The organism is Kitasatospora sp. NPDC101801 (assembly GCF_044766665.1).
Taxonomy (GTDB): domain Bacteria; phylum Actinomycetota; class Actinomycetes; order Streptomycetales; family Streptomycetaceae; genus Kitasatospora.
Map to the genome: position 1 here is coordinate 83,520 of NZ_JBIWML010000008.1, position 23,705 is coordinate 107,224.

21 protein-coding genes and 1 riboswitch are annotated in these 23,705 nt (G+C 73.0%); of the genes, 10 read left to right on the plus strand and 11 right to left on the minus strand.

From position 1 onward, the window contains the following. The first annotated feature begins 33 nt into the window (after nt 1-33). A complete protein-coding gene (locus tag ACIRPK_RS13095; protein WP_403037097.1) occupies nt 34-774 on the plus strand; it encodes an SDR family NAD(P)-dependent oxidoreductase in 741 nt (246 codons plus the stop codon). A 22-nt stretch (nt 775-796) separates the two neighbouring features. Here ACIRPK_RS13095 and ACIRPK_RS13100 read toward each other — a convergent pair whose 3' ends face one another. Together ACIRPK_RS13100 and ACIRPK_RS13105 are read right to left on the minus strand one after the other, a co-directional pair. Continuing rightward, nucleotides 797-2,269 (minus strand): trehalose-6-phosphate synthase, encoded by a 1,473-nt coding sequence (locus tag ACIRPK_RS13100; RefSeq protein WP_403037100.1) that lies wholly within the window; start codon nt 2,267-2,269, stop codon nt 797-799. Nucleotides 2,270-2,627: 358 nt separating this feature from the next. Next, on the minus strand, nt 2,628-3,635 hold the full coding sequence (locus tag ACIRPK_RS13105) for a glucosyl-3-phosphoglycerate synthase (RefSeq protein ID WP_403037418.1): 1,008 nt from the start codon (nt 3,633-3,635) through the stop codon (nt 2,628-2,630). A gap of 204 nt (nt 3,636-3,839) precedes the next feature. Beyond that, nucleotides 3,840-3,978: riboswitch (SAM riboswitch) on the plus strand. 17 nt (nt 3,979-3,995) lie between these two features. Here ACIRPK_RS13105 and thrC point away from each other — a divergent pair. The 6 genes from thrC to ACIRPK_RS13135 all read left to right on the plus strand — a co-directional run bounded on the left by thrC (nt 3,996) and on the right by ACIRPK_RS13135 (nt 9,074). Beyond that, nucleotides 3,996-5,276, plus strand: coding sequence for a threonine synthase (gene thrC / locus ACIRPK_RS13110; RefSeq protein WP_403037102.1), 1,281 nt, complete (start codon nt 3,996-3,998; stop codon nt 5,274-5,276). Nucleotides 5,277-5,308: 32 nt separating this feature from the next. Next, the gene (locus ACIRPK_RS13115; RefSeq protein ID WP_403037104.1) at nt 5,309-5,587 is read left to right on the plus strand and encodes a ubiquitin-like small modifier protein 1; all 279 of its coding nucleotides are present in this window, start codon (nt 5,309-5,311) and stop codon (nt 5,585-5,587) included. A gap of 580 nt (nt 5,588-6,167) precedes the next feature. Next, a complete protein-coding gene (locus tag ACIRPK_RS13120; protein WP_030289665.1) occupies nt 6,168-6,371 on the plus strand; it encodes a cold-shock protein in 204 nt (67 codons plus the stop codon). A gap of 325 nt (nt 6,372-6,696) precedes the next feature. After that, the gene (gene groL, locus ACIRPK_RS13125; RefSeq protein WP_403037106.1) at nt 6,697-8,319 is read left to right on the plus strand and encodes a chaperonin GroEL; all 1,623 of its coding nucleotides are present in this window, start codon (nt 6,697-6,699) and stop codon (nt 8,317-8,319) included. A 123-nt stretch (nt 8,320-8,442) separates the two neighbouring features. Then, nucleotides 8,443-8,796: a hypothetical protein gene (locus tag ACIRPK_RS13130; protein ID WP_403037109.1), complete on the plus strand. Its 354-nt coding sequence runs from the start codon at nt 8,443-8,445 to the stop codon at nt 8,794-8,796. Next, nucleotides 8,793-9,074 (plus strand): DUF4031 domain-containing protein, encoded by a 282-nt coding sequence (locus ACIRPK_RS13135; protein WP_403037112.1) that lies wholly within the window; start codon nt 8,793-8,795, stop codon nt 9,072-9,074. Before ACIRPK_RS13130 ends, ACIRPK_RS13135 begins: the two co-directional genes overlap by 4 nt. Here the strand turns inward: ACIRPK_RS13135 and ACIRPK_RS13140 are convergent. Further along, complete coding sequence (locus ACIRPK_RS13140; protein WP_403037114.1) at nt 9,055-9,684, minus strand: hypothetical protein; 630 nt, start codon at nt 9,682-9,684, stop codon at nt 9,055-9,057. The genes ACIRPK_RS13135 and ACIRPK_RS13140 overlap by 20 nt on opposite strands. A 178-nt stretch (nt 9,685-9,862) precedes the next feature. On the opposite strand from ACIRPK_RS13140, the gene ACIRPK_RS13145 reads away from it, so the two are divergent. Next, complete coding sequence (locus tag ACIRPK_RS13145; protein ID WP_403037117.1) at nt 9,863-10,537, plus strand: copper homeostasis protein CutC; 675 nt, start codon at nt 9,863-9,865, stop codon at nt 10,535-10,537. A 372-nt stretch (nt 10,538-10,909) separates the two neighbouring features. Here ACIRPK_RS13145 and ACIRPK_RS13150 read toward each other — a convergent pair whose 3' ends face one another. Both ACIRPK_RS13150 and ACIRPK_RS13155 read right to left on the minus strand, forming a co-directional pair. After that, nucleotides 10,910-12,964 carry a HelD family protein gene (locus ACIRPK_RS13150; protein ID WP_403037120.1) on the minus strand — a complete coding sequence of 685 codons (2,055 nt, stop codon included), beginning with the start codon at nt 12,962-12,964 and terminating at the stop codon, nt 10,910-10,912. A gap of 218 nt (nt 12,965-13,182) precedes the next feature. After that, nucleotides 13,183-14,820 (minus strand): DNA repair helicase XPB, encoded by a 1,638-nt coding sequence (locus tag ACIRPK_RS13155; protein ID WP_403037123.1) that lies wholly within the window; start codon nt 14,818-14,820, stop codon nt 13,183-13,185. Nucleotides 14,821-14,917: 97 nt separating this feature from the next. On the opposite strand from ACIRPK_RS13155, the gene ACIRPK_RS13160 reads away from it, so the two are divergent. Continuing rightward, nucleotides 14,918-15,178 (plus strand): hypothetical protein, encoded by a 261-nt coding sequence (locus ACIRPK_RS13160; RefSeq protein ID WP_403037126.1) that lies wholly within the window; start codon nt 14,918-14,920, stop codon nt 15,176-15,178. Nucleotide 15,179: 1 nt separating this feature from the next. Here ACIRPK_RS13160 and pgeF read toward each other — a convergent pair whose 3' ends face one another. Together pgeF and ACIRPK_RS13170 are read right to left on the minus strand one after the other, a co-directional pair. Further along, nucleotides 15,180-15,896, minus strand: coding sequence for a peptidoglycan editing factor PgeF (gene pgeF / locus ACIRPK_RS13165; protein ID WP_403037129.1), 717 nt, complete (start codon nt 15,894-15,896; stop codon nt 15,180-15,182). A 10-nt stretch (nt 15,897-15,906) separates the two neighbouring features. After that, the gene (locus ACIRPK_RS13170) at nt 15,907-18,441 is read right to left on the minus strand and encodes a helicase C-terminal domain-containing protein (protein ID WP_403037132.1); all 2,535 of its coding nucleotides are present in this window, start codon (nt 18,439-18,441) and stop codon (nt 15,907-15,909) included. A 597-nt stretch (nt 18,442-19,038) separates the two neighbouring features. Here ACIRPK_RS13170 and ACIRPK_RS13175 point away from each other — a divergent pair. Then, nucleotides 19,039-19,731: a hypothetical protein gene (locus tag ACIRPK_RS13175; RefSeq protein ID WP_403037135.1), complete on the plus strand. Its 693-nt coding sequence runs from the start codon at nt 19,039-19,041 to the stop codon at nt 19,729-19,731. A gap of 7 nt (nt 19,732-19,738) precedes the next feature. On the opposite strand, the gene ACIRPK_RS13180 is transcribed toward ACIRPK_RS13175, so the two are convergent. The 4 genes from ACIRPK_RS13180 to ACIRPK_RS13195 form a co-directional block, all read right to left on the minus strand. Further along, nucleotides 19,739-20,719, minus strand: coding sequence for an ABC transporter substrate-binding protein (locus ACIRPK_RS13180; RefSeq protein ID WP_403037137.1), 981 nt, complete (start codon nt 20,717-20,719; stop codon nt 19,739-19,741). A gap of 67 nt (nt 20,720-20,786) precedes the next feature. Beyond that, on the minus strand, nt 20,787-21,575 hold the full coding sequence (locus ACIRPK_RS13185; protein ID WP_403037140.1) for an ABC transporter ATP-binding protein: 789 nt from the start codon (nt 21,573-21,575) through the stop codon (nt 20,787-20,789). Next, nucleotides 21,575-22,618 carry a FecCD family ABC transporter permease gene (locus tag ACIRPK_RS13190; RefSeq protein ID WP_403037143.1) on the minus strand — a complete coding sequence of 348 codons (1,044 nt, stop codon included), beginning with the start codon at nt 22,616-22,618 and terminating at the stop codon, nt 21,575-21,577. Before ACIRPK_RS13190 ends, ACIRPK_RS13185 begins: the two co-directional genes overlap by 1 nt. After that, nucleotides 22,615-23,643: a FecCD family ABC transporter permease gene (locus ACIRPK_RS13195; protein WP_403037146.1), complete on the minus strand. Its 1,029-nt coding sequence runs from the start codon at nt 23,641-23,643 to the stop codon at nt 22,615-22,617. Before ACIRPK_RS13195 ends, ACIRPK_RS13190 begins: the two co-directional genes overlap by 4 nt. Between the last annotated feature and the right edge of the window lie 62 nt (nt 23,644-23,705).

Sequence of the window (23,705 nt, forward strand, 5' to 3'; positions counted from 1 at the left end):
AAGGTCCCCGCTCCGACGGCAATGCTGTTACCCATGAAGCGACTTGAGGGACGTGTGGCCCTGGTGACCGGCGGCAGCAGGGGGATCGGCGCGGCCGTGGTGCACCGGCTGGCCGAGGAGGGCGCCGACGTGGCGCTGACGTACGAACGGAACGCGGAGCGGGCCGGGCAGGTGGTCGAGCAGGTCGAGAAGCTCGGCCGGCGGGCGCTGGCGATCCGGGCCGACAGCGCGGACCCGGCGGCGGTCCGGGCCGCCGTGGACCGGACCGCCGCGGCCTTCGGCCGGTTGGACATCCTGGTGAACAACGCGGCGGTGTTCCCGATGGGCCCGCTGGAGGAGCTCGAACTCGACCTGCTGGACCGCACCTTGGCGGTGAACGTGCGGGCGCCGCTGGTGGCCGCGCAGGCGGCGCTGCCGTACCTGGCCGAGGGCGGCCGGATCATCGGCATCGGCAGCAACGTGGCCGAGCGGGTGGTCTTCCCCGGCCTCGCCCTGTACGCGGCGAGCAAGACCGCCCAGATCGGCATGGTCAAGGGGCTGGCCCGGGAGCTCGGCCCCCGGGGCATCACCGTCAACCTGGTCCACCCCGGCCCGACCGACACCGAGGCCAACCCGGCCGAAGGGCCGTTCGCCGAGACGGTGAACGGCTTCACGGCACTGGGGCGTTACGCCGAGTCGGCGGAGATCGCGGCCACCGTGGCGTTCCTGGCCGGGCCGGACGGCCGGTACGTCACCGGGGCCGCGATCAGCGTGGACGGGGGGTTCGCCGCCTGACCCGACGGCAGTGGTTCCCGGGCTACTCGCGGAGCGCCGCGAGCTGGTCCAGGAACCACTGCTGCGGCGGCAGGGCGGTGGCGGCGGCGGCCAGCCGCTTGGTGCGCTCGGTCCGTTCGGCCGTCGGCATGGTGAGCGCCCGGTGCAGTGCGTCGGCGGTCTCGATCACGTCGTACGGGTTCACCGTGAGGGCGTCCTCGGCCAGCTCGGCGTAGGCGCCGGCCTCCCGGGACAGCACCAGGGCGCAGCCCTGGTCGGAGACCACCGGCACCTCCTTGGCGACCAGGTTCATCCCGTCCCGGATCGGGTTGACCAGCGCCACGTCGGCCAGCCGGTACGCGGCCAGCGAGCGCGGGAAGTCGTCGTTCACGTGCAGGATCAGCGGCTGCCAGGACGCGGTGCCGAACTCGTCGTTGATCTCCTGGGCGATCCGCTGCACCGCGGCGGTGTACTCCCGGTACTCCGGCAGGTCGTGCCGGGACGGGTAGGCGAACGCGATGTGCACCACTCGGTCCAGCCACTCGGGGCGGGAGCGCAGCAGGTGCCGGTAGGCCAGCAGGCCGCGGACGATGTTCTTGCTCAGCTCGGTCCGGTCCACCCGGACGATCGTGCTGCGCGGCCCGACGGCCTCCTTCAGGGTGGCCAGCCGGGCGTCCACGTCCGGCCGGCGGGACCGCTCGCGGAGGAAGTCGGCGTCCGCGCCGAGCGCGTGCACGCCCAGCCGGGTGGTCCGGCCGGCGTGCGTCACGGTCAGCGCGGACCGGTCCACGGTGGCGCCGAGCACCGCCTCGCAGCAGTCCGCGAAGGCCAGCGCCCAGCGGCGGGTCAGGAACGCGGCACGGTCCGCGCCGAGGATGCCGGTCAGCACGTCGGCGGCCACGTCGTCCGGCAGCATCCGGTAGTACTCGGGCGGGGCCCACGGGGTGTGCGAGAAGTGACCGATCTTCAAGTCCGGCCGCAGCTGCCGGAGTCGGTCCGGCGCGAGGGACAGGTGGTAGTCCTGGATCAGCACCGCGGCACCCGGCGCCGCCTCGGCGGCCAGCGCCTCGGCGAAGGCGGTGTTGTACGTCCGGTAGGAGTCCCACTCGCGGCGGAACCGGTCGTCGAAGACCGGCGCCACCGGGGTCTCGTACAGCAGGTGGTGGACGAACCAGAGGGTGGAGTTGGCCACGCCGTTGTAGGCCCGGGCGAAGGTGCCGGGATCGATGTCCAGCATCCGGACGGCCTGGCCGCCGACCTCGAACCCGCCGAGGTCCAGCCGGCCGTCGGGGGAGCGGCGGGCCGCCGTCCGGTCCGCCTCGGAGAGCGCGGCGCAGACCCAGACGGCGGACGGGTCGTCGATCGCGGACAGGCCCGAGACCAGGCCGCCACCGCCTCTGCGCAGGGTCAGCGAGCCGTCGTCCTCGGCGGTGAAGGACACCGGCCCTCGGTTGGAGGCCACCAGGATGGGGGCGGCCCCGGTCGGATTCGAACGTTCGGTCGCGTGATCGGCCATGTCTCAACTCTGCCTCGCCCCGGGTCACCCAAACCACCCGAGCCGGCCCCCTACCGCGCCTGTGCCTCCGGCAGGGCGCTCGGGTCTACGGTCCAGGGGGCTCGGGGCTGCGCTGTTGGCAGGCGCTCAGCGGTCGACTACCCAGGGGCTCGGGGAACTGCGAGGAGATCTGGCGTTCGGGTCACGGCGAAAGTCCCTGACCACTACGCGACGATCACCTTGCAAGGGCCGGCGTCGCAGTTCCCCGAGCCCCTGACTCTTCCGAAGCACCTGCCTAAAAGGTCGGCGTCGCCCGCGCGGCGGAGCCGCACATCGACAGAGCCCCGAGCCCCTGGACCGTTGATGCCCGATCGCCTGCCTAAGAGTCAGCAGCGTCCCGAGCCCCGGTCTGCCGGACGTACTCCGGGACGGTGAGCATCGGGGGGCGTTCGAGGGCGCCGACCGGGTGGGTGTGGGCGGTGAACTCGCGGGTGGCGGGGTCGCGGGTGAACTGGGTGAGCAGGGGGTGCACCAGGGCGGGGGTGGTCTTGAGGCGGTGGGTGCGGTCCAGGCGGTCCAGGGCGGTGCGGTAGATGGTGGCCGCCATCCGGCCGAGCGCCTGGCCGTCCTGGTGCCGGTGGTGCCGGACCCCGACGTCCACCTGGGCCAGCGCGTCGAGGCCGACCCGGTCGAGCGCGTCCACCAGCAGGCCGAGCTCGACGCCGTACCCGGTCGGGAACGGCAGCTGCTCCAGCAGCGACCGCCTGGCGGCGTACTCGCCCCCCAACGGCTGGACGAACCCGGCCAGTTGGGGCCAGTGCAGATTCAGCAGCGGCCGCGCCACCAGCTCGGTGACCCGCCCGCCCCCGGCCGGGACCACCGCGCCCGCGGTCTCCAGCGGCCGGTCGTACATCGCCTTCACCAGCTGGATCGCCGGATCGGTCAGCAGCGGCCCGACGATGCCGGAGACGAAGGCCGGGTCGAACTCCCGCAGGTCCGCGTCGATGAAGCAGACGATCTCGCCGGAGGTGACCAGCAACGAGCGCCAGAGCACCTCGCCCTTGCCCGGGGCGGCCGGCAGCCGGGGCAGTACGTCGTCCCGGTGCACCACCCGGGCACCCGCCGCGGCGGCGGTCTGCGCCGTCCGGTCGGCCGAGCCCGAGTCGACCACCACGATCTCGTCCACCAGCGGCAGCCGCTCCATCAGCTCGCGCCGGATCACCCGGACGATCTCCCCGACCGTGGACTCCTCGTCGAGGGCGGGCAGCACCACGCTGACCGTCCCGGCCGGGCCGGCCGCCCTTTTGGCGGTGAGCAGGTCGGCCGGCGGCCGGTCGGCCGTCGTCCAGGAGCGCCGGTGCAGCCAGTCGGCCACCTCCGGCAGCAGCTCCTCGGGCGGGTCGGCCGGGGTCGGCTGGTCGGGCACGTCTGTTCTCCTCGGGCTGAGTGGTCGGACTGGCGTTCTCGGGACGGGGCATCTCGCGACTCGGACGCGCGGTTCCCTGCCCGGCGCCTTCGGATACAGTCTTCGTACTGCGGTCAGACCTTCGCACGTCGGGGTCGGCCGGAGAGCAGGACCACAACTTCACAGAGCTCATCCAGAGGGACTGAGGGAACGGCCCGTCGAAGTCCCGGCAACCTTCTCGCACGGTCGGCCCAGCAGTGGTCATCCGGCGGGACAGGTGCCAATTCCGTCCTGTGGCGCGACCGCGTCACGGGGAAGATGAGGAGAGAGGCCTCCGCCATCATGGCTACCGCTGTTTCTGCCGCCCCGACCGTCGACCTCGGCCCCGCTGCCGCCCTGTCCTGTCGCGAGTGTGGCACCCGATTCCCGCTCGGCCCGAGCTTCGCCTGCGTCGAGTGCTTCGGCCCGCTGGAGATCGCGTACGACTTCGGCTCCGACTCCGCCGAGGAGCTGCGCAAGCGGATCGAGGCCGGTCCGGCCTCGATCTGGCGGTACGCCCCGCTGCTGCCCGTCCCGGCCGACGTGGCGGGCAAGCCGAACCTGAACCCGGGCTGGACCCCGCTGGTGAAGGCCGACAACCTGGGCCGCGAGCTCGGCTTCACCGCCCAGCTGCACGTCAAGGACGACTCGGGCAACCCGACCCACTCCTTCAAGGACCGGGTGGTCGCCTGCGCCATCGAGGCGGCGCGCGCGTTCAACTTCACCACCCTGTCGTGCTCCTCCACCGGCAACCTGGCCGGCGCCGTCGGCGCGGCCGCGGCCCGGGCCGGTTTCAAGTCCTGCGTCTTCATCCCGCACGACCTGGAGCAGGGCAAGGTCGTGATGGCCGGGGTCTACGGCGGCGAGTTGGTCGGCATCGAGGGCAACTACGACGACGTGAACCGGTTCTGCTCGGAGCTGATCGGCGACCCGGCCGGCGAGGGCTGGGGCTTCGTCAACGTCAACCTCCGGCCGTACTACGGCGAGGGCTCGAAGACCCTGGCGTACGAGATCTGCGAGCAGCTCGGCTGGCGGCTGCCGGAGCAGCTGGTGATCCCGATCGCCTCGGGCTCCCAGCTCACCAAGATCGACAAGGGACTGCAGGAGCTGATCAAGCTCGGCCTGGTCGAGGACCGCCCGTACCGGATCTTCGGCGCCCAGGCCGAGGGCTGCTCCCCGGTCTCCGCCGCCTTCAAGGCGGGCCACGACGTGATCCGCCCGGTCAAGCCGAACACCATCGCCAAGTCGCTGGCGATCGGCAACCCGGCCGACGGCCCGTACGTGCTGGACATCGCCCGCCGCACCGGGGGCGCGGTGGAGGACGTGACCGACGCCGAGGTGGTCGAGGCGATCAAGCTGCTGGCCAGGACCGAGGGCATCTTCGCCGAGACGGCCGGCGGGGTGACCATCGGGGTGCTGAAGAAGCTGGTCGAGACGGGTCAGCTGGACCCGTCCAAGGAGACCGTCGCGATCAACACCGGGGACGGTCTGAAGACCCTGGACGCCGTCGCCGACGCGGGCCTGACCACCACCATCCGCCCGACCCTGGACTCGTTCCGGGCCGCCGGTCTCGCCTCCGCCTGATCCCCTCCCACCTCCCCGCTAGGAGCCCGTGCATGAGCGCCACCGTCCGCATCCCGACCATCCTGCGCACCTACACCGGCGGCGTCGCCGAGGTCACCGCCGAGGGCGACACCCTGGGTGCCGTCATCGCCGACCTGGACGCCAACCACCCCGGCATCGCCGCCCGGGTGCTGGACGACGCGGGCAAGCTGCGCCGCTTCGTGAACGTGTACGTGAACGACGACGACGTGCGTTTCGCCGAGGGCCTGGCGACCGAGATCAAGGACGGCGCGGGCATCTCGATCATTCCCGCGGTGGCCGGCGGCTGCTGAGTTCCCGAACTTCACCGAATACGGCCGCGCCGCCGTCCGAACCGGAATCCCTATTTCCGCTTCCGACGGCGGCGCGGCTCTGTGCCGGGTGGAAAAGCGGGCACCCGGGAGGGAGTAGAGTGCGACGGAAGTCGGCGTATCCCCGCTCTTACCGCCGCGCTCCCCACGCACCGTCAGCCGATCGCGTACGCAAGGCCCGTCCGGCCATTGAGACATCCGCCGGACCGCGTGAGACAGAAGATGTCAGGCAAGCGTCAGAAATCTGGCCGCATTTTGCGGTGATGAGTCCGCTATGCCCGGAGTGAATTGCCACGCTCTGCCGCCTTCCTCCCGCGATATCCCATTCGACTGCCGATGAATTCGGCAAGGTTGGCCCTGTTGCAGAGGGCGTCTGTCCGGATACATTCAGCCGCGATCGACGCATTCACCCGTCGGCCGGGTCGCCTCGCGGTGCACCGGTGGGGCGCTTGCGGCGAGCGCGGCTGCGCCCAGGGGGGGTTCCCTCGGGCGTGCCTGTTCAGACCTGGGCCCGCATCCTGCGGGTCCGCGAAGGGCCAGCACAGCACAAGGGGAGTTCGGAATGGCTCAGGGCACCGTCAAGTGGTTCAACGCGGAGAAGGGGTACGGCTTCATCGCGGTCGACGGTGGTGCGGACGTGTTCGTCCACTACAGCGCGATCCAGATGGACGGCTACCGCACCCTCGAGGAGGGCCAGCGGGTCGAGTTCGAGATCTCCCAGGGACAGAAGGGCCCGCAGGCGGACATGGTCCGCGCGGCGGTCTGACCTTTTCGAACCCCTGGGGACCTCGGCTCGGCCGCGAGCTGGCGTCACCTGCTTGGTCGACGGGCCCGTACGACATCGTCGTACGGGCCCGTCGGCGTCCCCGCCGGGATCACGGATCTGCGTGTCACTACCACGATTGGGCTTGCACTCGATACCCGAGAGTGCTAATCATTGGCGTTAGCACTCGCAGCATGAGAGTGACAACGGACCGGGTCGGTGAGGCCCCCGGGAGCGGTAGGGGACAAGACCCCCGCACACCAGGGCCGTCCGTCGCGGGCGCCCCTCGGTCCGGTGCAGTCGACCGTGTCCTGGAGGACCACTTCCGATGGCCAAGATCATCGCGTTTGACGAGGAAGCTCGCCGCGGCCTTGAGCGTGGCATGAACCAGCTTGCCGACGCCGTCAAGGTGACGCTCGGCCCCAAGGGCCGCAACGTCGTCCTGGAGAAGAAGTGGGGCGCCCCCACGATCACGAACGACGGCGTCTCCATCGCCAAGGAGATCGAGCTCGAGGACCCGTACGAGAAGATCGGTGCCGAGCTCGTCAAGGAGGTCGCCAAGAAGACCGACGACGTCGCGGGCGACGGCACCACCACCGCCACCGTGCTGGCCCAGGCGCTCGTGCGCGAGGGTCTGCGCAACGTCGCGGCCGGCGCCAACCCGATGGCCCTGAAGCGCGGCATCGAGAAGGCCGTCAAGGCCGTCTCCGACCAGCTGCTGGCCCAGGCCAAGGATGTCGAGACCAAGGAGCAGATCGCTTCGACGGCCTCCATCTCGGCCGCCGACACCCAGATCGGCGAGCTCATCGCCGAGGCGATGGACAAGGTCGGCAAGGAAGGTGTCATCACCGTCGAGGAGAGCAACACCTTCGGTCTGGAGCTCGAGCTCACCGAGGGCATGCGCTTCGACAAGGGCTACATCTCCGCGTACTTCGCCACCGACCTGGAGCGGATGGAGGCGTCCTTCGAGGACCCGTACATCCTGATCGCCAACTCCAAGATCGGCTCGGTCAAGGACCTGCTCCCGCTGCTGGAGAAGGTCATGCAGAGCGGCAAGCCGCTCGTCATCATCGCCGAGGACGTCGAGGGCGAGGCCCTGTCGACCCTGGTCGTGAACAAGATCCGTGGCACCTTCAAGTCCGTCGCCGTCAAGGCCCCGGGCTTCGGTGACCGCCGCAAGGCCATGCTCGGCGACATCGCCATCCTCACCGGTGGCACCGTGATCTCCGAGGAGGTCGGCCTCAAGCTCGAGAACGCCGGCATCGACCTGCTGGGCACCGCCCGCAAGGTGGTCATCACCAAGGACGAGACCACCATCGTCGACGGTGGCGGCGACAGCGACCAGGTCGCCGGCCGGGTCAACCAGATCCGCGCCGAGATCGAGAACAGCGACTCGGACTACGACCGCGAGAAGCTCCAGGAGCGCCTGGCGAAGCTCGCGGGCGGCGTGGCCGTGATCAAGGCCGGCGCTGCGACCGAGGTCGAGCTCAAGGAGCGCAAGCACCGCATCGAGGACGCCGTTCGCAACGCGAAGGCCGCCGTCGAGGAGGGCATCGTCGCCGGTGGTGGCGTGGCGCTGCTGCAGGCTTCGGTCGCGTTCGACAAGCTGGAGCTCGAGGGCGACGAGGCCACCGGTGCCAACATCGTCCGCGTCGCGCTGGAGGCCCCGATCAAGCAGATCGCGGTCAACGCCGGCCTCGAGGGCGGCGTCGTCGTGGAGAAGGTCCGCAACCTGCAGCCCGGTTGGGGCCTGAACGCCGCGACCAACGAGTACGTCGACCTCATCGCCGCGGGCATCATCGACCCGGCCAAGGTCACCCGCTCGGCGCTGCAGAACGCCGCCTCCATCGCGGCGCTCTTCCTCACCACCGAGGCCGTCATCGCCGACAAGCCCGAGAAGGCCGGTGCCCCCGCGGGCGGCGGCATGCCGGGTGGCGACATGGACTTCTGATCCTCCCGAGGATCGGAACGTTCTGAACGTCCGTCAGGGCGGTCTCCCCTTCACCGGGGAGGCCGCCCTGCGGCGTTCCGCCGGCGTTTCCGGCTCCGTGGCGGGCTGCGGGACAATGGACGGATGAGTTCTGACATCGAAGCCGCGCTGCACAGTGCGCGGGCGCTGATCCTCGCCGACCTGACCGCCCGGGACGTGGCCGACCCGCAGGTGGTGTCGCTGGTGGAGGACGCGGTGACGCACCGGCGCTGGTGGCTGGAGCAGTGGCCGGACGGGACGGACTACGTGCTCGGCCTGGTCGCGCAGGACGTCCAGGACAAGCTGCTGGAGGCGTACGGGCGCTGGCCGCTGTGCGAGGTGTGCGCCGCCGAGGGGGACCCGCACGCGTTGAGCGTGGAGCCGGAGCTCGGGCCCGAGCCGCACTGGGTGTGCGGCAAGGAGGCGGCCGTGGTGGCGCCGGTGGGTGCGCTGTCGTGATCCTGATCGACCCGCCGTCCTGGCCTGGGCACGGGAAGCACTGGTCGCACCTGGTGAGCGACGTCTCGTACGAGGAACTGCACGCCTTCGCCGAACGGCTGGGCGCGCCCGCGCGCGGCTTCGAGCGCGACCACTACGACATCCCGGCCGCCTGGTACGACCAGGCGGTGGGGCTCGGCGCGCAGCCGGTCGGCAGCAAGGAGCTGGTGGCCCGGTTGACGGCGGCCGGGCTGCGGCGGCGGAAGGCCGGCCGGCCGGTCAGCGCTCCAGGAGCATGAGCTCGGCGGCCAGATTGCGGCGGGCGGGGGCGTCGAACCGCTCCCGGGCGTGGTCCGTCCGGTAGAGCGCGGGCAGCGCGAGCAGCTGTCGCAGGATCTCGGCCCGTCCGGTCCGGAAGGCGTCCTCGGGGACGAAGCCGTACTCGGTGCGGACGGCGGCCGCGTAGTCGGCGTACTGCTCGGGGGTGCCGCCGAGTACGGCCAGGTCGGCGTCGCAGAGCACCTCGCCGTTCCGGTCGCCGGGGGCGGGGTGGTGGCCGACGGTGAGCCGGACCAGCCGGGCGACCTCCTCCACCAGCGCCTCGGCCAGCCCGGCCTCGCGCAGGGCGCGGATCGCGAGCTGGGCGCTGCGCTCCTCGTTCTCGGAACGGTCGGGCTTGTAGACGGCGTCGTGGAACCAGGCGGCCAGCCGGACGGCGTCCGGGTCCTCGGCGTGTCCGGCCAGGGCGTCGATCTGGTCCAGGACGGCCGTCAGGTGCGCGGTGCGGTGGTAGTGCCGCTGCGGTTCGGCCCACCGGGCGAGCAGGTCGCGCCCGTACGGCGCGGGGTCGACGGTGGCTCCGGTGCGGAGCAGCAGGGCGGTCCAGCGGTCCAGCAGCGCGGTGGTCATGGCGGTCATTCTTCCCGACGCCGGTCCGGCGGCCACACCCGCGCGGGATGCGGCCCCGCCGGGCGGTGGCCATGCTGGGAAGCGCGGGCCCCTCCTCGGCGGGGCCGGACTGTTTCCCGTGCAGAGGGCTCGCCGACGGGCCTCCGGATATGGCAGGGTAAGCGATATGTCTAGACCAATGTTCGAAGTGATCGCGCTGACGGCGGAGGACGCCCGGGCTGCCCAGACGGGCGGTGCCGACCGCCTCGAACTGGTCGCCGACATCGCCGCCGACGGTCTCACCCCCGCCCTCGCGGACTTCGTGGCCATCCGGGACGCGGTCCGCATCCCGCTCCGGGTGATGCTCCGGCTCCGGGACGGCTTCACCCCCGGCAGCCTGGACGAGCTGCAGGCGCGGGCCGCCGCGCTGCGGGCCGAGGGTGCCGAGGAGTTCGTCTTCGGGTTCCTGGATGCCGAGGGTGCGGTGGACCTGGCCGCGACCCGGGCCGTCGCGGAGGCGGTGGCCGGCTGCCGCTGGACCTTCCACCGGGCGATCGACCACAGCGCGGACCGGGCCGCCGTCCGGGCCGCCGTGGGCGACCTGCCCGGGCTGGACACCTTCCTCACCTCCGGCTCCGCGGCCGGCGTGAGCGACGGCCGGGAGGTGCTGGCCGGCGAACTCGCCAAGGCGGGCGACCCCGGCTACCGCCAGCAGATCCTGATCGGCGGCGGCCTCCGCGCCGAACACATCCCCGACCTCCGCGCCGCCGGCTTCGACGGCTTCCACGTCGGCGGCCCGGTCCGCGCCAACGGCTGGGACACCCCGGTCGACGCCGCGAAGGTCGCCCACTGGCGCAGCCTGATCGACGCATAGCTCTTTTGCAGGGCGCTCGGTCTTACGGGTCCAGGGGCTCGGGGGCTGCGCCGTAGGCAGGCGCTCAGCCGTCGACTACCCAGGGGCTCGGGGCTGCGTTCTGGGCAGGCGCTCAGCGGTCGACTACCCAGGGGCTCGGGGCTGCGCCGTAGGCAGGTGCTCAGCGGTCGACTACCCAGGGGCTCGGGGAACTGCGAGGAGATCTGGCGTTCGGGTCACTGCGAAAGTGCCTGACCACCCACGCAGCGATCACCTTTCCCGAGGCCGGCGTCGCAGTTCCCCGAGCCCCTGACTCTCCCGAAGCGTCTGCCTAAAGGTCACCGTCGCCCGCGCGGCGGAGCCGCACATCAGCAGAGCCCCGAGCTTCCTCGCTCAGCGCAGCTGTTCGGGGAGGGGCTGGGCGTGCAGGACGGCCAGGCCCGAGACGGCTCGGGTCAGGGCGACGTAGAGGCGGCGCAGGCCGGTCCGTGGGTCGGGTTCGCCGGCGACCACTGCGGCGGGTTCGTCGAGGACCACGTAGTCGTACTCGAGGCCCTTGGCGAGGGAGGCGGGGACCAGGGTGAGGCGGGCGTCGGCGCTGGTCTCGGTGCCGGGTTCGAGGTGGGCCAGCCCGGCTGCCGTGAGGGCGGCGGAGAGGGCGGGGATCCGGGCGTCCGCCGCGATCAGCCCGGTCGAGCCCTCGCGTCGCAGGGCGCTGCGGCAGGCCGTCACCAGCGCCGAGTCGAGTTCCTCTGGCTCGACCTGACGGAGGGTCAGCGAGCCGGGGGCGTCGCGGACCGAGGTGGCCGGCGCCAGACCGGGGGCGATCGCGGGCAGCAGTCGGGAGGCGTACGCGATCACCTCCTCGGGGACCCGGAAGCCCTTGGTGAGCTCCTCGATGTGGGCGGTCGGCTTGCCGAGGTGGTGCAGGGCCTCGGCCCAACTGCCGGTCGCCCAGGGGGTGGTGCCCTGGGCGAGGTCGCCGAGCACGGTGGCCGAGCCGGTGCTGCACCGGCGGCCGACGGCCCGGTACTGCATCGGCGAGAGGTCCTGCGCCTCGTCCAGTACGACGTGGCCGAGCGAGGCGGTGCGCTGCACCAGGTCGGCGGTCTCGTCGACCAGGACGGCGTCGGCGGCGGTCCACGGTGCGGTCTTCACCGAACGGCCGGGCTTGGCCCAGCGGAGGGTGGCCTGCTCGTCCTCGGTCAGGATGCCGTCCGCGCAACTCGCCAGGAACTCGGCGTCGGTGAGCAGCCGGTGCACCAGCTTGGCCGGGTCCACCGGCGGCCAGCACTGCTTGACCAGGGCCTTGACCTGCGGGTTGCGGGCCACCGCGTCCTGCACCCGGTCGTCGGGGGCCTCGCCGCCCTGCTCCATCTTCAACAGGACCGCGTGCGCCAGCCGCTGCGGCAGTGCCGCGCCGGCCGCGCCGTAGCGGATCTCCCGGCCGCGCAACTCCTCGATGATCTCGGTGAGTTCGTACACCGGCAGGCGCCAGCGGCGGGAGCCGCGGACCACCACCAGCGGCTCGGTCGGCAGGCGGATGCCGGACCGGACGGCCCGGCGCAGCACCTCGGCCATCCGGGCGTCGCCCTTCAGCCGGGCGGCCTCGGACGGGTCCTCGGCGCGGATCTCGACGTGCTTGACCAGTTCCTGCACGGTCGCCTGGGCGACGTCCAACTCACCCAGGGCGGGCAGGACTTGCTCGATGTAGTGCAGGAAGGACCGGTTCGGCCCGACCACCAGGGTGCCGGACTTGGCGAGCCGGTCGCGGTGCGCGTACAGCAGGTACGCGACCCGGTGCAGGCCGACCGCGGTCTTGCCGGTGCCGGGGGCGCCCTGGACGCAGACGGTGCCGCCGATCTCGGCCCGGACGATCTCGTCCTGCTCGGGCTGGATGGTGGCGACGATGTCCCGCATCGGGCCGACGCGGGGCTTCTCGATCTCGGCGGCGAGCAGGGCGGAGGCGCCGTCCGTCTCGGCCGGGTCGCTCAGGTGCTCGTCCTCGTACGCGGTCAACTCGCCGCCGGTGTAACCGAACCGGCGCCGACGGTCGACGTCCAGCGGATCGGTCCGGCTGGCCCGGTAGAACGGCTGGGAGACCGGGGCCCGCCAGTCGATCACCATCGGGTCGCCGGTGGCGTCGTGCACGTGCCGCCGCCCGATGTAGAACCGCTCGCCCACACCGCCCTCGGCCTGCTCCTCGCTGATCGCGTGCAGGTAGTCCAGCCGTCCGAAGAACAGCGGGGTGTGCGCCAGGTCGGCGAGGGCGGCGATCCGGTTGGTGATCTGGTTCTGCAGCACGGCGGCGGAGACCCAGGTGCCGGTCACGTCGCGCAGGTCGAGTGACTCGACGTCGGCGCGCATCGCGCGCAGCGCCTCCCGGGAGGCGGCGAGGTGGTCGCGCTCGCGCTGGAGCAGAGGGTCAACAGGGGCGGGGGAGTGCACAGCGAACCTTCCCGGCCGCCCGGCGTGGGGCGGCGGTCTCGTCGTTAGCTCACGGTGAAGAAACCGCCCGGTTGCCGACCGGACGGGCTCCCACGGCTGCCTGGACGGCACCACGCTTCGGGAGGGGGCAAGACCGGAAATCCTAGACCTGCCCCCACCCGTGGCGCGAATCATTTGTCCGCGCGCCCTCGGTGCGCCCCTGACGCGCCGTCAGGAAACTACAGGACGTCGTCCGCGTCGATGATCCGGTACGCGTAGCCCTGCTCGGCCAGGAAGCGCTGCCGGTGGGCGGCGAAGTCCTGGTCCACGGTGTCCCGGGCCACCACCGAGTAGAAGTGTGCGGAGTGCCCGTCCGCCTTCGGGCGGAGCACCCGGCCCAGCCGCTGGGCCTCCTCCTGCCGGGAGCCGAAGGTGCCGGAGACCTGGATGGCCACCGTCGCCTCGGGCAGGTCGATGGAGAAGTTGGCCACCTTGGAGACCACCAGCACGCTGATCTCCTTGGTCCGGAACGCCTCGAACAGCTTCTCCCGCTGGGCGTTGCTGGTCTCGCCCTTGATCACCGGCGCGTTCAGCACCTCGCCCAGCTCGTCCAGCTGGTCGATGTACTGGCCGATGATCAGGGTCTGGTCCTTCTCGTGCTTCTTGACCAGCGCCTCCACCACCCGCCGCTTGGTCGCGGTGGTGGCGCAGTAGCGGTAGCGCTCCTCCGGCTCGGCGGTGGCGTAGGTCAGCCGCTCGGAGTCGGTCAGGGTGACCCGGACCTCGCAGCAGTCGGCGGGCGCGATGTAGCCCTGCGCCTCGATCTCCTTCCACGGCGCGTCGAAACGCTTGGGCCCGATCAGCGAGAAGACGTCGCCCTCCCGGCCGTCCTCGCGGACCAGCGTGGCGGTCAGCCCGAGCCGCCGCCTGGCCTGCAGGTCGGCGGTGAACTTGAACACCGGCGCGGGCAGCAGGTGCACCTCGTCGTAGACCACCAGGCCCCAGTTCCGCGCGTCGAACAGCTCCAGGTGCGCGTAGCTGCCCTTCCGCTTGGTCGTCATCACCTGGTAGGTGGCGATGGTGACCGGGCGGATCTCCTTCCGGGTGCCGCTGTACTCGCCGATCTCGTCCTCGGTCAGCGAGGTCCGCTTCACCAGCTCGTGCTTCCACTGCCGGGCCGAGACGGTGTTGGTGACCAGGATCAGCGTGGTCGACTTGGCCTCCGCCATCGCGGCCGCGCCGACCAGCGTCTTTCCTGCTCCACAGGGCAGCACCACGACGCCGCTGCCGCCGTGCCAGAAGCCCTCGACGGCCTGCTGCTGGTACGGGCGCAGCGTCCAGCCGTTCTGCTCCAGCTCGATCGGGTGCGCCTCGCCGTCCACGTACCCGGCGTAGTCCTCGGCCGGCCAGCCCAGCTTGAGCAGCACCTGCTTGATCTGGCCGCGCTCCGAGGGGTGCACGATCACGGTGTCCGGGTCGAGCCGGGCGCCCACCAGCGGGGCGATCTTCTTCGACTTCAGCACCTCCTCCAGCACCGGCCGGTCGGTGGTGCTCAGCACCAGCCCGTGCACCGGGTGCTTGGACAGCTGCAGCCGCCCGTACCGGCCCATGGTGTCGGCCACGTCGACCAGCAGGGCGTGCGGCACCGGGTAGCGCGAGTACTTCACCAGGGCGTCCACCACCTGCTCGGCGTCGTGCCCGGCCGCCCGGGCGTTCCACAGCCCGAGCGGGGTGACCCGGTAGGTGTGGACGTGCTCGGGCGCCCGCTCCAGCTCCGCGAACGGCGCGATCGCACGGCGGCAGTCGGCTGCCTTGGGGTGGTCGATCTCCAGCAGCAGGGTCTTGTCGCTCTGGACGATCAGCGGTCCGTCGTTCACGCGGGGAGTCCTCCGGTTGTCAGGTCGCAGACTTTCCAGTGTCCCGCACTCGGGTGGTTATGGGTGACCTGGTCGGGAAGTGCTCGTTGAGCAGGGCATGAAGATGCCCAATCGCGTACTCGCCGCCGTCGCCCTCTCCGGTGCCGCGCTGGCCGCCGCCGCCGCGCCGGCCTACGCGGCCAAGCCGGCCGGCATGCCCGACATCAAGAACGCGGGTGGCCTGTTCGGCACGGTGGCCTTCACCGCCACCGAGCTGATCAGCGGGGTCGACCCGACGCCGCCGGACCCGGAGGTGCTGATGGAGCAGGCCAAGCAGCAGCAGGCCGAGCAGGCCGCCAAGCAGCAGCAGGCGAAGTAGCTCAGTCCAGCCAGACGTAGGCGGCGAACCGGCCGGTGACCTGCTCACGGCGGTGCGAGAAGAAGTCCTCGTCCTCCATGGTGCAGCGGTCGTCGTGCCGGATCCCGCCGACCCCGGCGCTGGTCAGCTGGGCGGTGATGCCGGCCCGGACGTCCAGGGCCGGGGTGCCCTGCCGGGTGGTGGCCCAGAGCTCGGGGAGCCGTTCGCAGGCTTCGGCCCGCATCTGCTCCGGCACCTCGTAGCAGCGGCCGCAGGCCAGCGGGCCGACCAGGGCGACCAGGTCGGCCGGATCGCTGCCGCGTGCGGTCAGTGCCGCCACCAGGGCGGTGGCCACCCCGGCGACCGTACCGGCCCGGCCGGAGTGCGCCGCGCCGACCAGCCGCCGGACCGGGTCGCCGATCAGCACGGGGGCGCAGTCGGCCGCCAGCGCGACCAGGCCGAGGCCCGGGCGGTCGGTGACGATGCCGTCCAGTGGCGGGGCGGTGCGCGGGTCGAACGGCTCGGTGACGTACGCGACCTCGGTGCCGTGCACCTGACGCATCATCACCACCCGGGCCGGGTCCAGGCCGAGCTCCAGCGCGGTGAGTTCGCGGTTGCGGCGGACGTCGGCCGGGTCGTCGTCGGTCCGCCCGCCGAGGTTGCGCGAGTCGAACGGGGCCTTGCTGACCCCGCCGTGGCGGTCCGTGACGGCGTACCTGATACCGGGTGCGAGCTCCATGCGACCGACCCTACTGCGCGCTGTCGGCCAGTTCGGCGACTCCGGTGATCCGGTGCAGCGCGAAGGTCCTGACCTCGTCGCTGAGGTGGTCGTACGCCGTGACGTAGCCGCCCTCGACCTTCACCGGGTCGATCACCCGCTGCGAGGAGAGGCCCTCGGCGTTCACGTAGCCGATCCACATCCGCTCGCCGAGCAGCACCGCCGTCTGCAGCGCGGCCAGCGTGTCCGCGGCCGCGGTGCGCGGGAGCTGGCGCAGGTCGCTGCGGGCCGGGCCGCTCTGCGGGCGGTGGGCGGCCGGCCCCGCGACGGTCTCCCGGCGGACGGCGGTGGCGGCCCGGTCGCCGGCCCGGACGGCCTTCACGGCGGCGGTCAGCAGCACCTGGTCCGGCTCCGGCGGCCCGTCCGGGACGGGGGTGGGGGCGGTGCGCGGCGGGGTGCGGCGGCTGTCGGGGTGGGTCAGCAGCACGTCGCCGTCGGCGGATTCGGCGGCCGGGGCGTACCCCATCGACCTGAGCACCGAGAGCAGCGTCTCCGGCCCGGCCTGGGCGGCCAGCACGGTCGGGGCGAGCAGCCGCAGCCGCAGCTCGGCCGACCGCCGGTCGGCCAGCACCTCGGCCAGCAGCCCGGGGTCGTCGCAGCGCAGGTACGAGGAGGCCGCGCCGACCCGGAGCACGCCGTGCCGCCTGGCCACGTCGTCGATCAGGTAGCTGAGCGGCTGCGGGACGGGGGTGCGGGAGTGCTGGGCCAGGAAGGTGTGCAGGTCGCTCGCGGACCGCCCGGCGTCCAGCGCCCGGCGGATCGAGCCGGTGGTGAACCGGTAGACCGTCGCGCCGCCCTTGGACTCGATGTCCGCGCAGAGCCCGAGCGCCTGGGCGAGCGGGGTGAGCAGCGGACCGGGGGCGATCGCGGTCAGGTCCGGCTGGAGGATCACGTGGTCCAGCGGCTGCGGGAGCAGCGGGCCCAGTGCGGCGGCCGGGTCGGTGCGGCCGAGCAGTGCCCGGGCCGGTGCGCCGAGCGCGCCCCGCCCGGTGATGCCGAGCAGCTCGGCCTCGTGCAGGGTCCAGTCGACCAGGTGGTCGCGGAAGTCCCGGCCGTCCGGGCCCACCGGGCCGCCCCGGAGCGGACGCTGCCAGCGGAGCAGCGGCAGCAGCCCCGCGGCGTCCGCGACCCCGCCGGCCGGCAGCCCGGCCAGCGCTTCGAGGGTCGCTCGGCGCACGGACGGTGCGAGGGTGCGGTCCAGCTCGGGGCCGAGCGGGGCGCGGGTCTTCCCCTTGCCGTCCGGGGTGCCGGTCAGCCCGGACACCCGGGTGGCGGTCAGCCAGCTGCGGGCCAGCAGCGACCAGCGGTCGGCGGTCGGCTGCTGCAGCCAGAGGTCGTACGCGGGGGTCGGCGCCCAGCGCTCGTCGGTCTCCCCGTCCGGAGCCAACAGGCCGGAGGTGTAAGCGAGTTCGAGCCAGAATGCGGCCGTCGTCTCGGTGCACTCCAGGATCAGCGCGGCCCGCTTGAGGTCCCGTACGCCCAGGCCGCCGGCCCGCAGGGTGGGCGGTGCCTGGAGGCCCCAGGCGTCCAGCAGTTCCTCGACGGTGCGGACGGCGGTGTACGCCTGCCCGGCCGCCGCGTTGTCCACAGCCTGTGGATCGCGCTCGACGGTCGGCGTCACTGCGGGCGGGGTGGGCTCGACCGTCCGGTGGCTCCGCTCACCACGCAGGTGCAGCGCCAACTCCCTGGGAATCACCACCGATCCGGCGCTGGACGGGAGCAGCAGCCCGCGTGCGAGCAGCCACTCGACCGGGCTGCGGGCCTCGTCCGCGGTGACCGGCCGGCCCGCGTCCGGGACGGTGCCGGTCGGCGGCCCCCAGACCAGCTTCTCCAGCAGGGCGAGGGCCGGGGCCGGCGCCTCGGCCAGCAGCGCGGCGCAGCGCTTGCGGTCCTGCAGCAGCCCGCCGAGCGCGGCGACGGCGGTCACCGGGTCGGCGGTGGGCGGCAGTCCGGCCCCGGCGATCAGCTGCTGGAGCCGGGCCGGCGACATGCCGAGGGTCGCCTCCGCCAGGGTCGGGCCGAGGCCGGTCCGGCCGGGGTTGGCGGCGGTCGGGGCGAGCGCCTCGCGGACCGCGATCACCAGCCGGAGCGCCGAGTCGGGGCCCCAGAGCAGCACCTGGGAGCGGAGGGTGGCGATCGCGGCGGGCAGCGCGGCGGCGACGGCGGCGCGGTCGGCGGGGGTCGCGGCGGGATGCGGCTTCACCCGGGCGGGGCCGGCCAGCAGGTTGCGCACCACGGTGTCGGTGCAGCCCTCGGGGGCGGCAGCGAGCGCCTCGGCGGTCTGCAGGGTGAAGCGGTCCAGCCGCTCCAGCGCCCGGAGGGTGGACGCCCGGCTGGAGAGCCGGGCGGCCAACTGGGTGAGGTCGCTCGGCACCGGGTTGAGCAGATCGGGGCGGGCGTGCAGCAGGGCGGCCAGCGAGTGGTCGTCGCGGGCGCGGAGCTCTTCGGCGAGCGTCCGGGGTGCAGCGGCCCTCGCCGGGCGGGGCTCGCTCTGCTGGCTGGTCATCCGATCCAGATTACGGCACCCGGGCAAACAAGCCAGAGCCACTTCGGAAGCCGCACGCCTGCGACTGGACCTTTTGCAGGTGCTCGGGCAGCTACGGTCCAGGGGCTCGGGGCTGCGCTTTCGGCAGGCGCTCGGGGAACTGCGAGGAGATCTGGCGCCGGGGTCACTGCGAAAGTGCCTGACCACCCCTACGGATCACCTTGCACGAGGCCGGCGTCGCAGTTCCCTGAGCCCCTGAGCCGTGGATGCCGGGCCATCTGCAAAATGGCTGGCGTCGCCCGCGCGGCGGAGCCGCACATCAGCAGAGCCCTGAGCCCCTGAGCCGTGGATGCCGGGCCATCTGCAAAATGGCTGGCGTCGCCCGCGCGGCGGAGCCGCACATCAGCAGAGCCCCGAGCCCCTGAGCCGTGGATGCCGGGCCATCTGCAAAGTGGCTGGCGTCGCCCGCGCGGCGGAGCCGCACATCAGCAGAGCCCCGAGCCCCTGGTGGTGCACCTCGTGCCCCGGTAAGGGCGTGCGGTGGGGGCGTGGGGGCGTGAAGGGGGTCGTGGTGGGGGGTGGAAGTGGGTAGCGTCGGTGGTGAGGTGAGGGGTGGTCATGGCGGACGGCGAGTGGTGGCGGGTGGACGGGCCGTGGCGGGTGCTGGGGCGGAAGTCCGGTGAGGTGTCGGCCGAGGTGGCGGAGTCGGTGTACGCGCCCGAGGTGCCGGCCGAGCGGGCTCCCGAGGTGCCGTCCGAGGGGGCGTGGCTGATCACCCGGGCGGTGCCGAGCCGGCCGTTGACCGCCGAGGACTTCCCGGGGTGGGACAGCATCACCTTCGACTTCCCGGTGCCCGAGCCTGAGCCCGCCGTCGGGCTGCTCCCGGAGCAGCGGGCGGAGGAGCAGGCGGCGGAGCCCCCGGCGGGGGAGGAGCCGGCCCGGTCGTTCCTGACGGGTCGTCGCCCCTCGCCGCTGGTGCTGCTCGCGGTGGTGGTGCTGCTGGCGGGTGCGGGCACCGGCCAGCTGCTCGCGCTGCTGGCGGGCTGGGCGCTGGCGTACGTGTCCCGGCTGGGTGACCTGAGCAAGAAGTTCGCGGTGCTGGTGCTGCCGCTGGGCACGCTGACCGCGACGGCGGTCTGGCAGTGGGGCCGGGCCCAGGGCCGGTGGGGTGCGCCGGCCGGGCCCGCCGATCAGTTGGGGCGGCAGGTCTGGGACGGTGCGCCGGGTGCGCTGCGGCTGGCGGCCGTGCTGTCCGCGCTGTTCCTGCTGGTGGTGACGCTGCGTCGGCGCAAGGCGGTGGCCGAGGAGTGAGGCGGCGTCAGGCGCCGAGGAACTGCTGCAGCTCGGCCAGGATCAGGTTGGCCCCGGTGTAGCCGATGCCCTGGAACCAGAGCTGGTCGTCCACCGGGAAGGCCCGGTGCGCCTTGACGGCGCCGAGCGCCTGCCAGCCGGCACCGGCCAGCACCGCGTCGGTCCCGGCCCTGGCCGGATCGCCGTAGGTCGAGTAGAAGAGCACGTCGCCGTCGGCCTGGCCGATCTGCGCGGGCGGCACCTCGACGGCGAACTGGTCGACGTTCTGCGGGTCGGGCCGCCCGAGCTGGAGGTCGGCGAGCAGCGTCCCGAGGAAGTTCTGCTTCCCGTACAGCCGGACGGTCGACGAGCCCTCGACGAACCGGACGATGCTGATCCGCCGGCCGCCCGAACCGGCGTCGCCGATCGCCCGGGCGGTCCGGCCCACGTGCCGGCCGTACTCGGCGGTGACGACGGCGGCCTGGGCCTGCCGGCTCAGGGCCCGGGCGTGCAGCTGGAAGTTGTCCTTCCAGGGGAATCCGGTGGTCTGGCTCAGCACGGTGGGGGCGATCGCCCGGAGGGCGTCGTAGCGCGCGTCGTCCCGGGTCCGGTTGCCGAGGATCAGCTCCGGGGCGAGCCCGGTGACCAGGGCGGCGTCCGGGCTGCCGACGGTGCCGACCGGGGCGATCCGGGCCAGCCAGGCGGCCGGCCAGTAGTCGGGCAGCTCCCGGTCCGCGGCGGCCCGGGCGGCCCCGACCGGGGGGATGCCCAGGGTGAAGGCGGAGTCCAGTTCGGCGGTGTCCAGCACCACCACCCGGTTCGGTGCGCCGGGCACCTGGACCTCGCCGGTGGCGGCGGTCACCGTGACGCTCGGCACCGGTGCGGGGCTGGGCGTCCTGGTGCCGGACGGCAGGTCGGGGAAGTCCGGCAGGGCCGGGCCGGTGCAGCCGGTCAGCAGGGTCGCCCCCAGTCCGGCCAGCGCGGTCCGTCGGGAGAGTTGACGTGGCATCGGCACCTCGGACGGCTCGACAGTACGAGTGATGTCGATTATGTCCGAGTTGTCGGATGACGTACGGTCAGCCCGTCCAGGGCGCGCCCGGGATCACCAGCGGGGTCCCGGTGACCGGATCCGGCACGATCACCGCGTCCAGCCCGAACACCTCCCGGACCAGTCCGGCCGTCACCACCTCGGCCGGCGGCCCCTGCGCGACGATCCGGCCGTCCCGCATCGCCACCAGGTGGTCGGCGTACCTGGCGGCCTGGTTGAGGTCGTGCAGCACGGCCACCACCGTCCGGCCGCGCTCCTTGTTGAGGCGCCGGACCAGGTCCAGCACCTCGACCTGGTGGGCGATGTCCAGGAAGGTGGTCGGCTCGTCCAGCAGCAGGATGTCGGTGTCCTGGGCGAGCGCCATCGCGATCCAGGCCCGCTGCCGCTGACCCCCCGACAGCTCGTCCACGCTGCGCTCGGCCAGTTCGGTGCTGGAGGTGCGCGCCAGCGCCTCGGTGACCGCCTGCTCGTCCGCCGCCGACCACTGCCGCCACCAGCTCTGGTGCGGCTGGCGGCCCCGGGCCACCAGGTCGCCGACCGAGATGCCCTCCGGCGCGACCGGCGACTGCGGCAGCAGGCCGATCCGCCGGGCGATCGTCCGGGTCGGGGTGCGGGCCAGCTCGGCGCCGTCCAGCAGCACCGCCCCGCGGGCCGGTTTCAGCAGCCGGCCGAGCGCCCGCAGCAGGGTGGACTTGCCGCAGGCGTTCGGGCCGACGATGACCGTCACGGCACCGTCCGGCACGGTCAGGTCGAGCTCCTCGACCACCGTCCTGGACTCGTACGCGAGAGTCAGCCCGCGGGCTTCCAGGCGGTGCATCAGGAACCTCCACGACGGGAACGGATCAACAGCCACATCAGGTACGGCGCACCCACCAGCGCCGTCACCACCCCCACCGGCAGCTCGACCGGCGCCAGCAGCCGCCGGGCCAGCAGGTCGGCCAGCACCACCACCACGGCACCGGTCAGCGCCGAGCAGAACAGCGGCAGCTGCGCGCCCCGGACCAGCCGGACCGCGATCTGCGGCGCCATCAGCGCGACGAAGTCCACCGGCCCGGCCGCACCGGTCGCGCAGGAGGCCAGCACGATGCCGAGCAGCGCCATGCCGAGCCTGATCCGGTTCAGCCGCAGGCCGAGGCCGACCGCGGTGGCGTCGTCGAAGGAGATGCCGCGCTGCGCCCTGGCCGCCCAGAGCACCGCAGGGACGGCCGCCAGCAGCACCCAGGCCAGCCGGCCGGCCTGGTCGAGGCCCGCGCCGTTCAGACTGCCCGTCATCCAGACCTTGGCCTGCTGCGCCTGCAGACCGTCGCCCTTGGTCAGGAACAGCGAGGTGAGCGAGGAGAGCGCGATCGAGATGCCGATCCCGATCAGTACGAACCGCTGCGCGTGCATGCCGCGCCGCCAGGCCAGCAGGTAGACCAGCAGCCCGGCCGCCAGGCCGCCGGCCACTGCCGCCCACGGCACCTGACGGGCCGTCTGCACGTACCCGAAGGCCATCAGCCCGACCACCACCGCGCTCGCGCCGTGGCTCACCCCGATCACGTCCGGGCTGGCCAGCGGGTTGCGCGCGACGGTCTGCACCAGCGCCCCGGCCAGGCCGAGCGCCAGGCCGACCAGCAGACCCACCGTCACCCGGGGCAGCCGCAGCTCGCCGACCACCAGCTGGTCCGGGCTCGGCCGTCCGAGCAGCACGTCCAGCACCGAGGCGGGCGAGACGGTGGACTGGCCCAGGCAGAGCGAGGCCACCACCACCCCGGACAGCAGCACCAGCAGCGCCGCCGCGACCGGCACCGACCGCCGGTGCACCAGGAACGAGGCCGGGCCGAACCGGGCCACCGAGTAACCGCTCAGCGGGAGGCTCATGCCGCCACCACCTTCTTCCGGCGCACCAGCGCGACCAGCACCGGGACGCCGACCAGCGCGGTCATCACCCCGGCCGGCACCTCGGACGGCGGGAACAGCACCCGGCCCAGGGTGTCGGCGAGCAGCAGCAGGGCGGGCCCGAGCAGCGCCGACAGGGTGAGCACCCAGCGGTGGTCGGTGCCCACCAGCGCCCGGGCGGCGTGCGGCACCGCCAGGCCGACGAACGCGATCGGCCCGGCCGCCGCCACCGCCGAACCGGTCAGCAGGGTCGCCCCGAGCGCCCCGACGGCCCGGGTGGTGCCGGTCCGCGCACCGAGGCCCTTGGCGGTGTCGTCGCCCAGCGCCAGCGCGTCCAGGCCCCGGGCCACCGCGAACACCAGGGCGGTGCCGACCAGCAGGAAGGGCAGCAGCTGCCAGGCCACGTCGGCGGTCCGGCCGGACAGCGAGCCGACGTGCCAGAACCGGAACTGGTCCAACGTCGCGGCGTCGGTGGTCAGCACCGCGGTGATCAGCGAAGCGATGAAGGCGGTCGTCGCGGAGCCCGCGAGGGCCAGTTTGACCGGCGTCGCCCCGCCCCGGCCGGTGCCCGCCAACGCGTACACCAGCACGGCCGCGACCGCGGCCCCGGCGAAGCCGAACCAGACGTACCCGGCCGGCGAGCCGACCCCCGCCACCGAGATGGCGAACACCACGCCGGCCGCCGCACCCTGGCTGACGCCGAGGATGCCCGGTTCGGCGATCGGGTTGCGGGTGATCCCCTGCATCACGGCCCCGGCCGGTCCGAGCGCGGCGCCGACGGCCAGGCCGACCACGGTGCGCGGCAGGCGCAGCTCGCGGACCACCACGGCGTTGGCGGTGTCGCCGCCGTGCAGCAGCGCCGAGACTGCCTCGCCGAACGGGATGGTACGGCTGCCGACCGTCAGGCTCAGCAGGACCGCGGCCAGCAGGACGGCCGCGGCGGCGGTGAGCCAGAGTATTCGCCGGCGCAGCAGCGCCCGGCGGCCCGGCTCGGTGATGTCAGCCATATGTCCCATTTCGCAGTCAGCTCAGGCAAACCTAAGTTGACCGCCACGAACGGGGCAAGTTC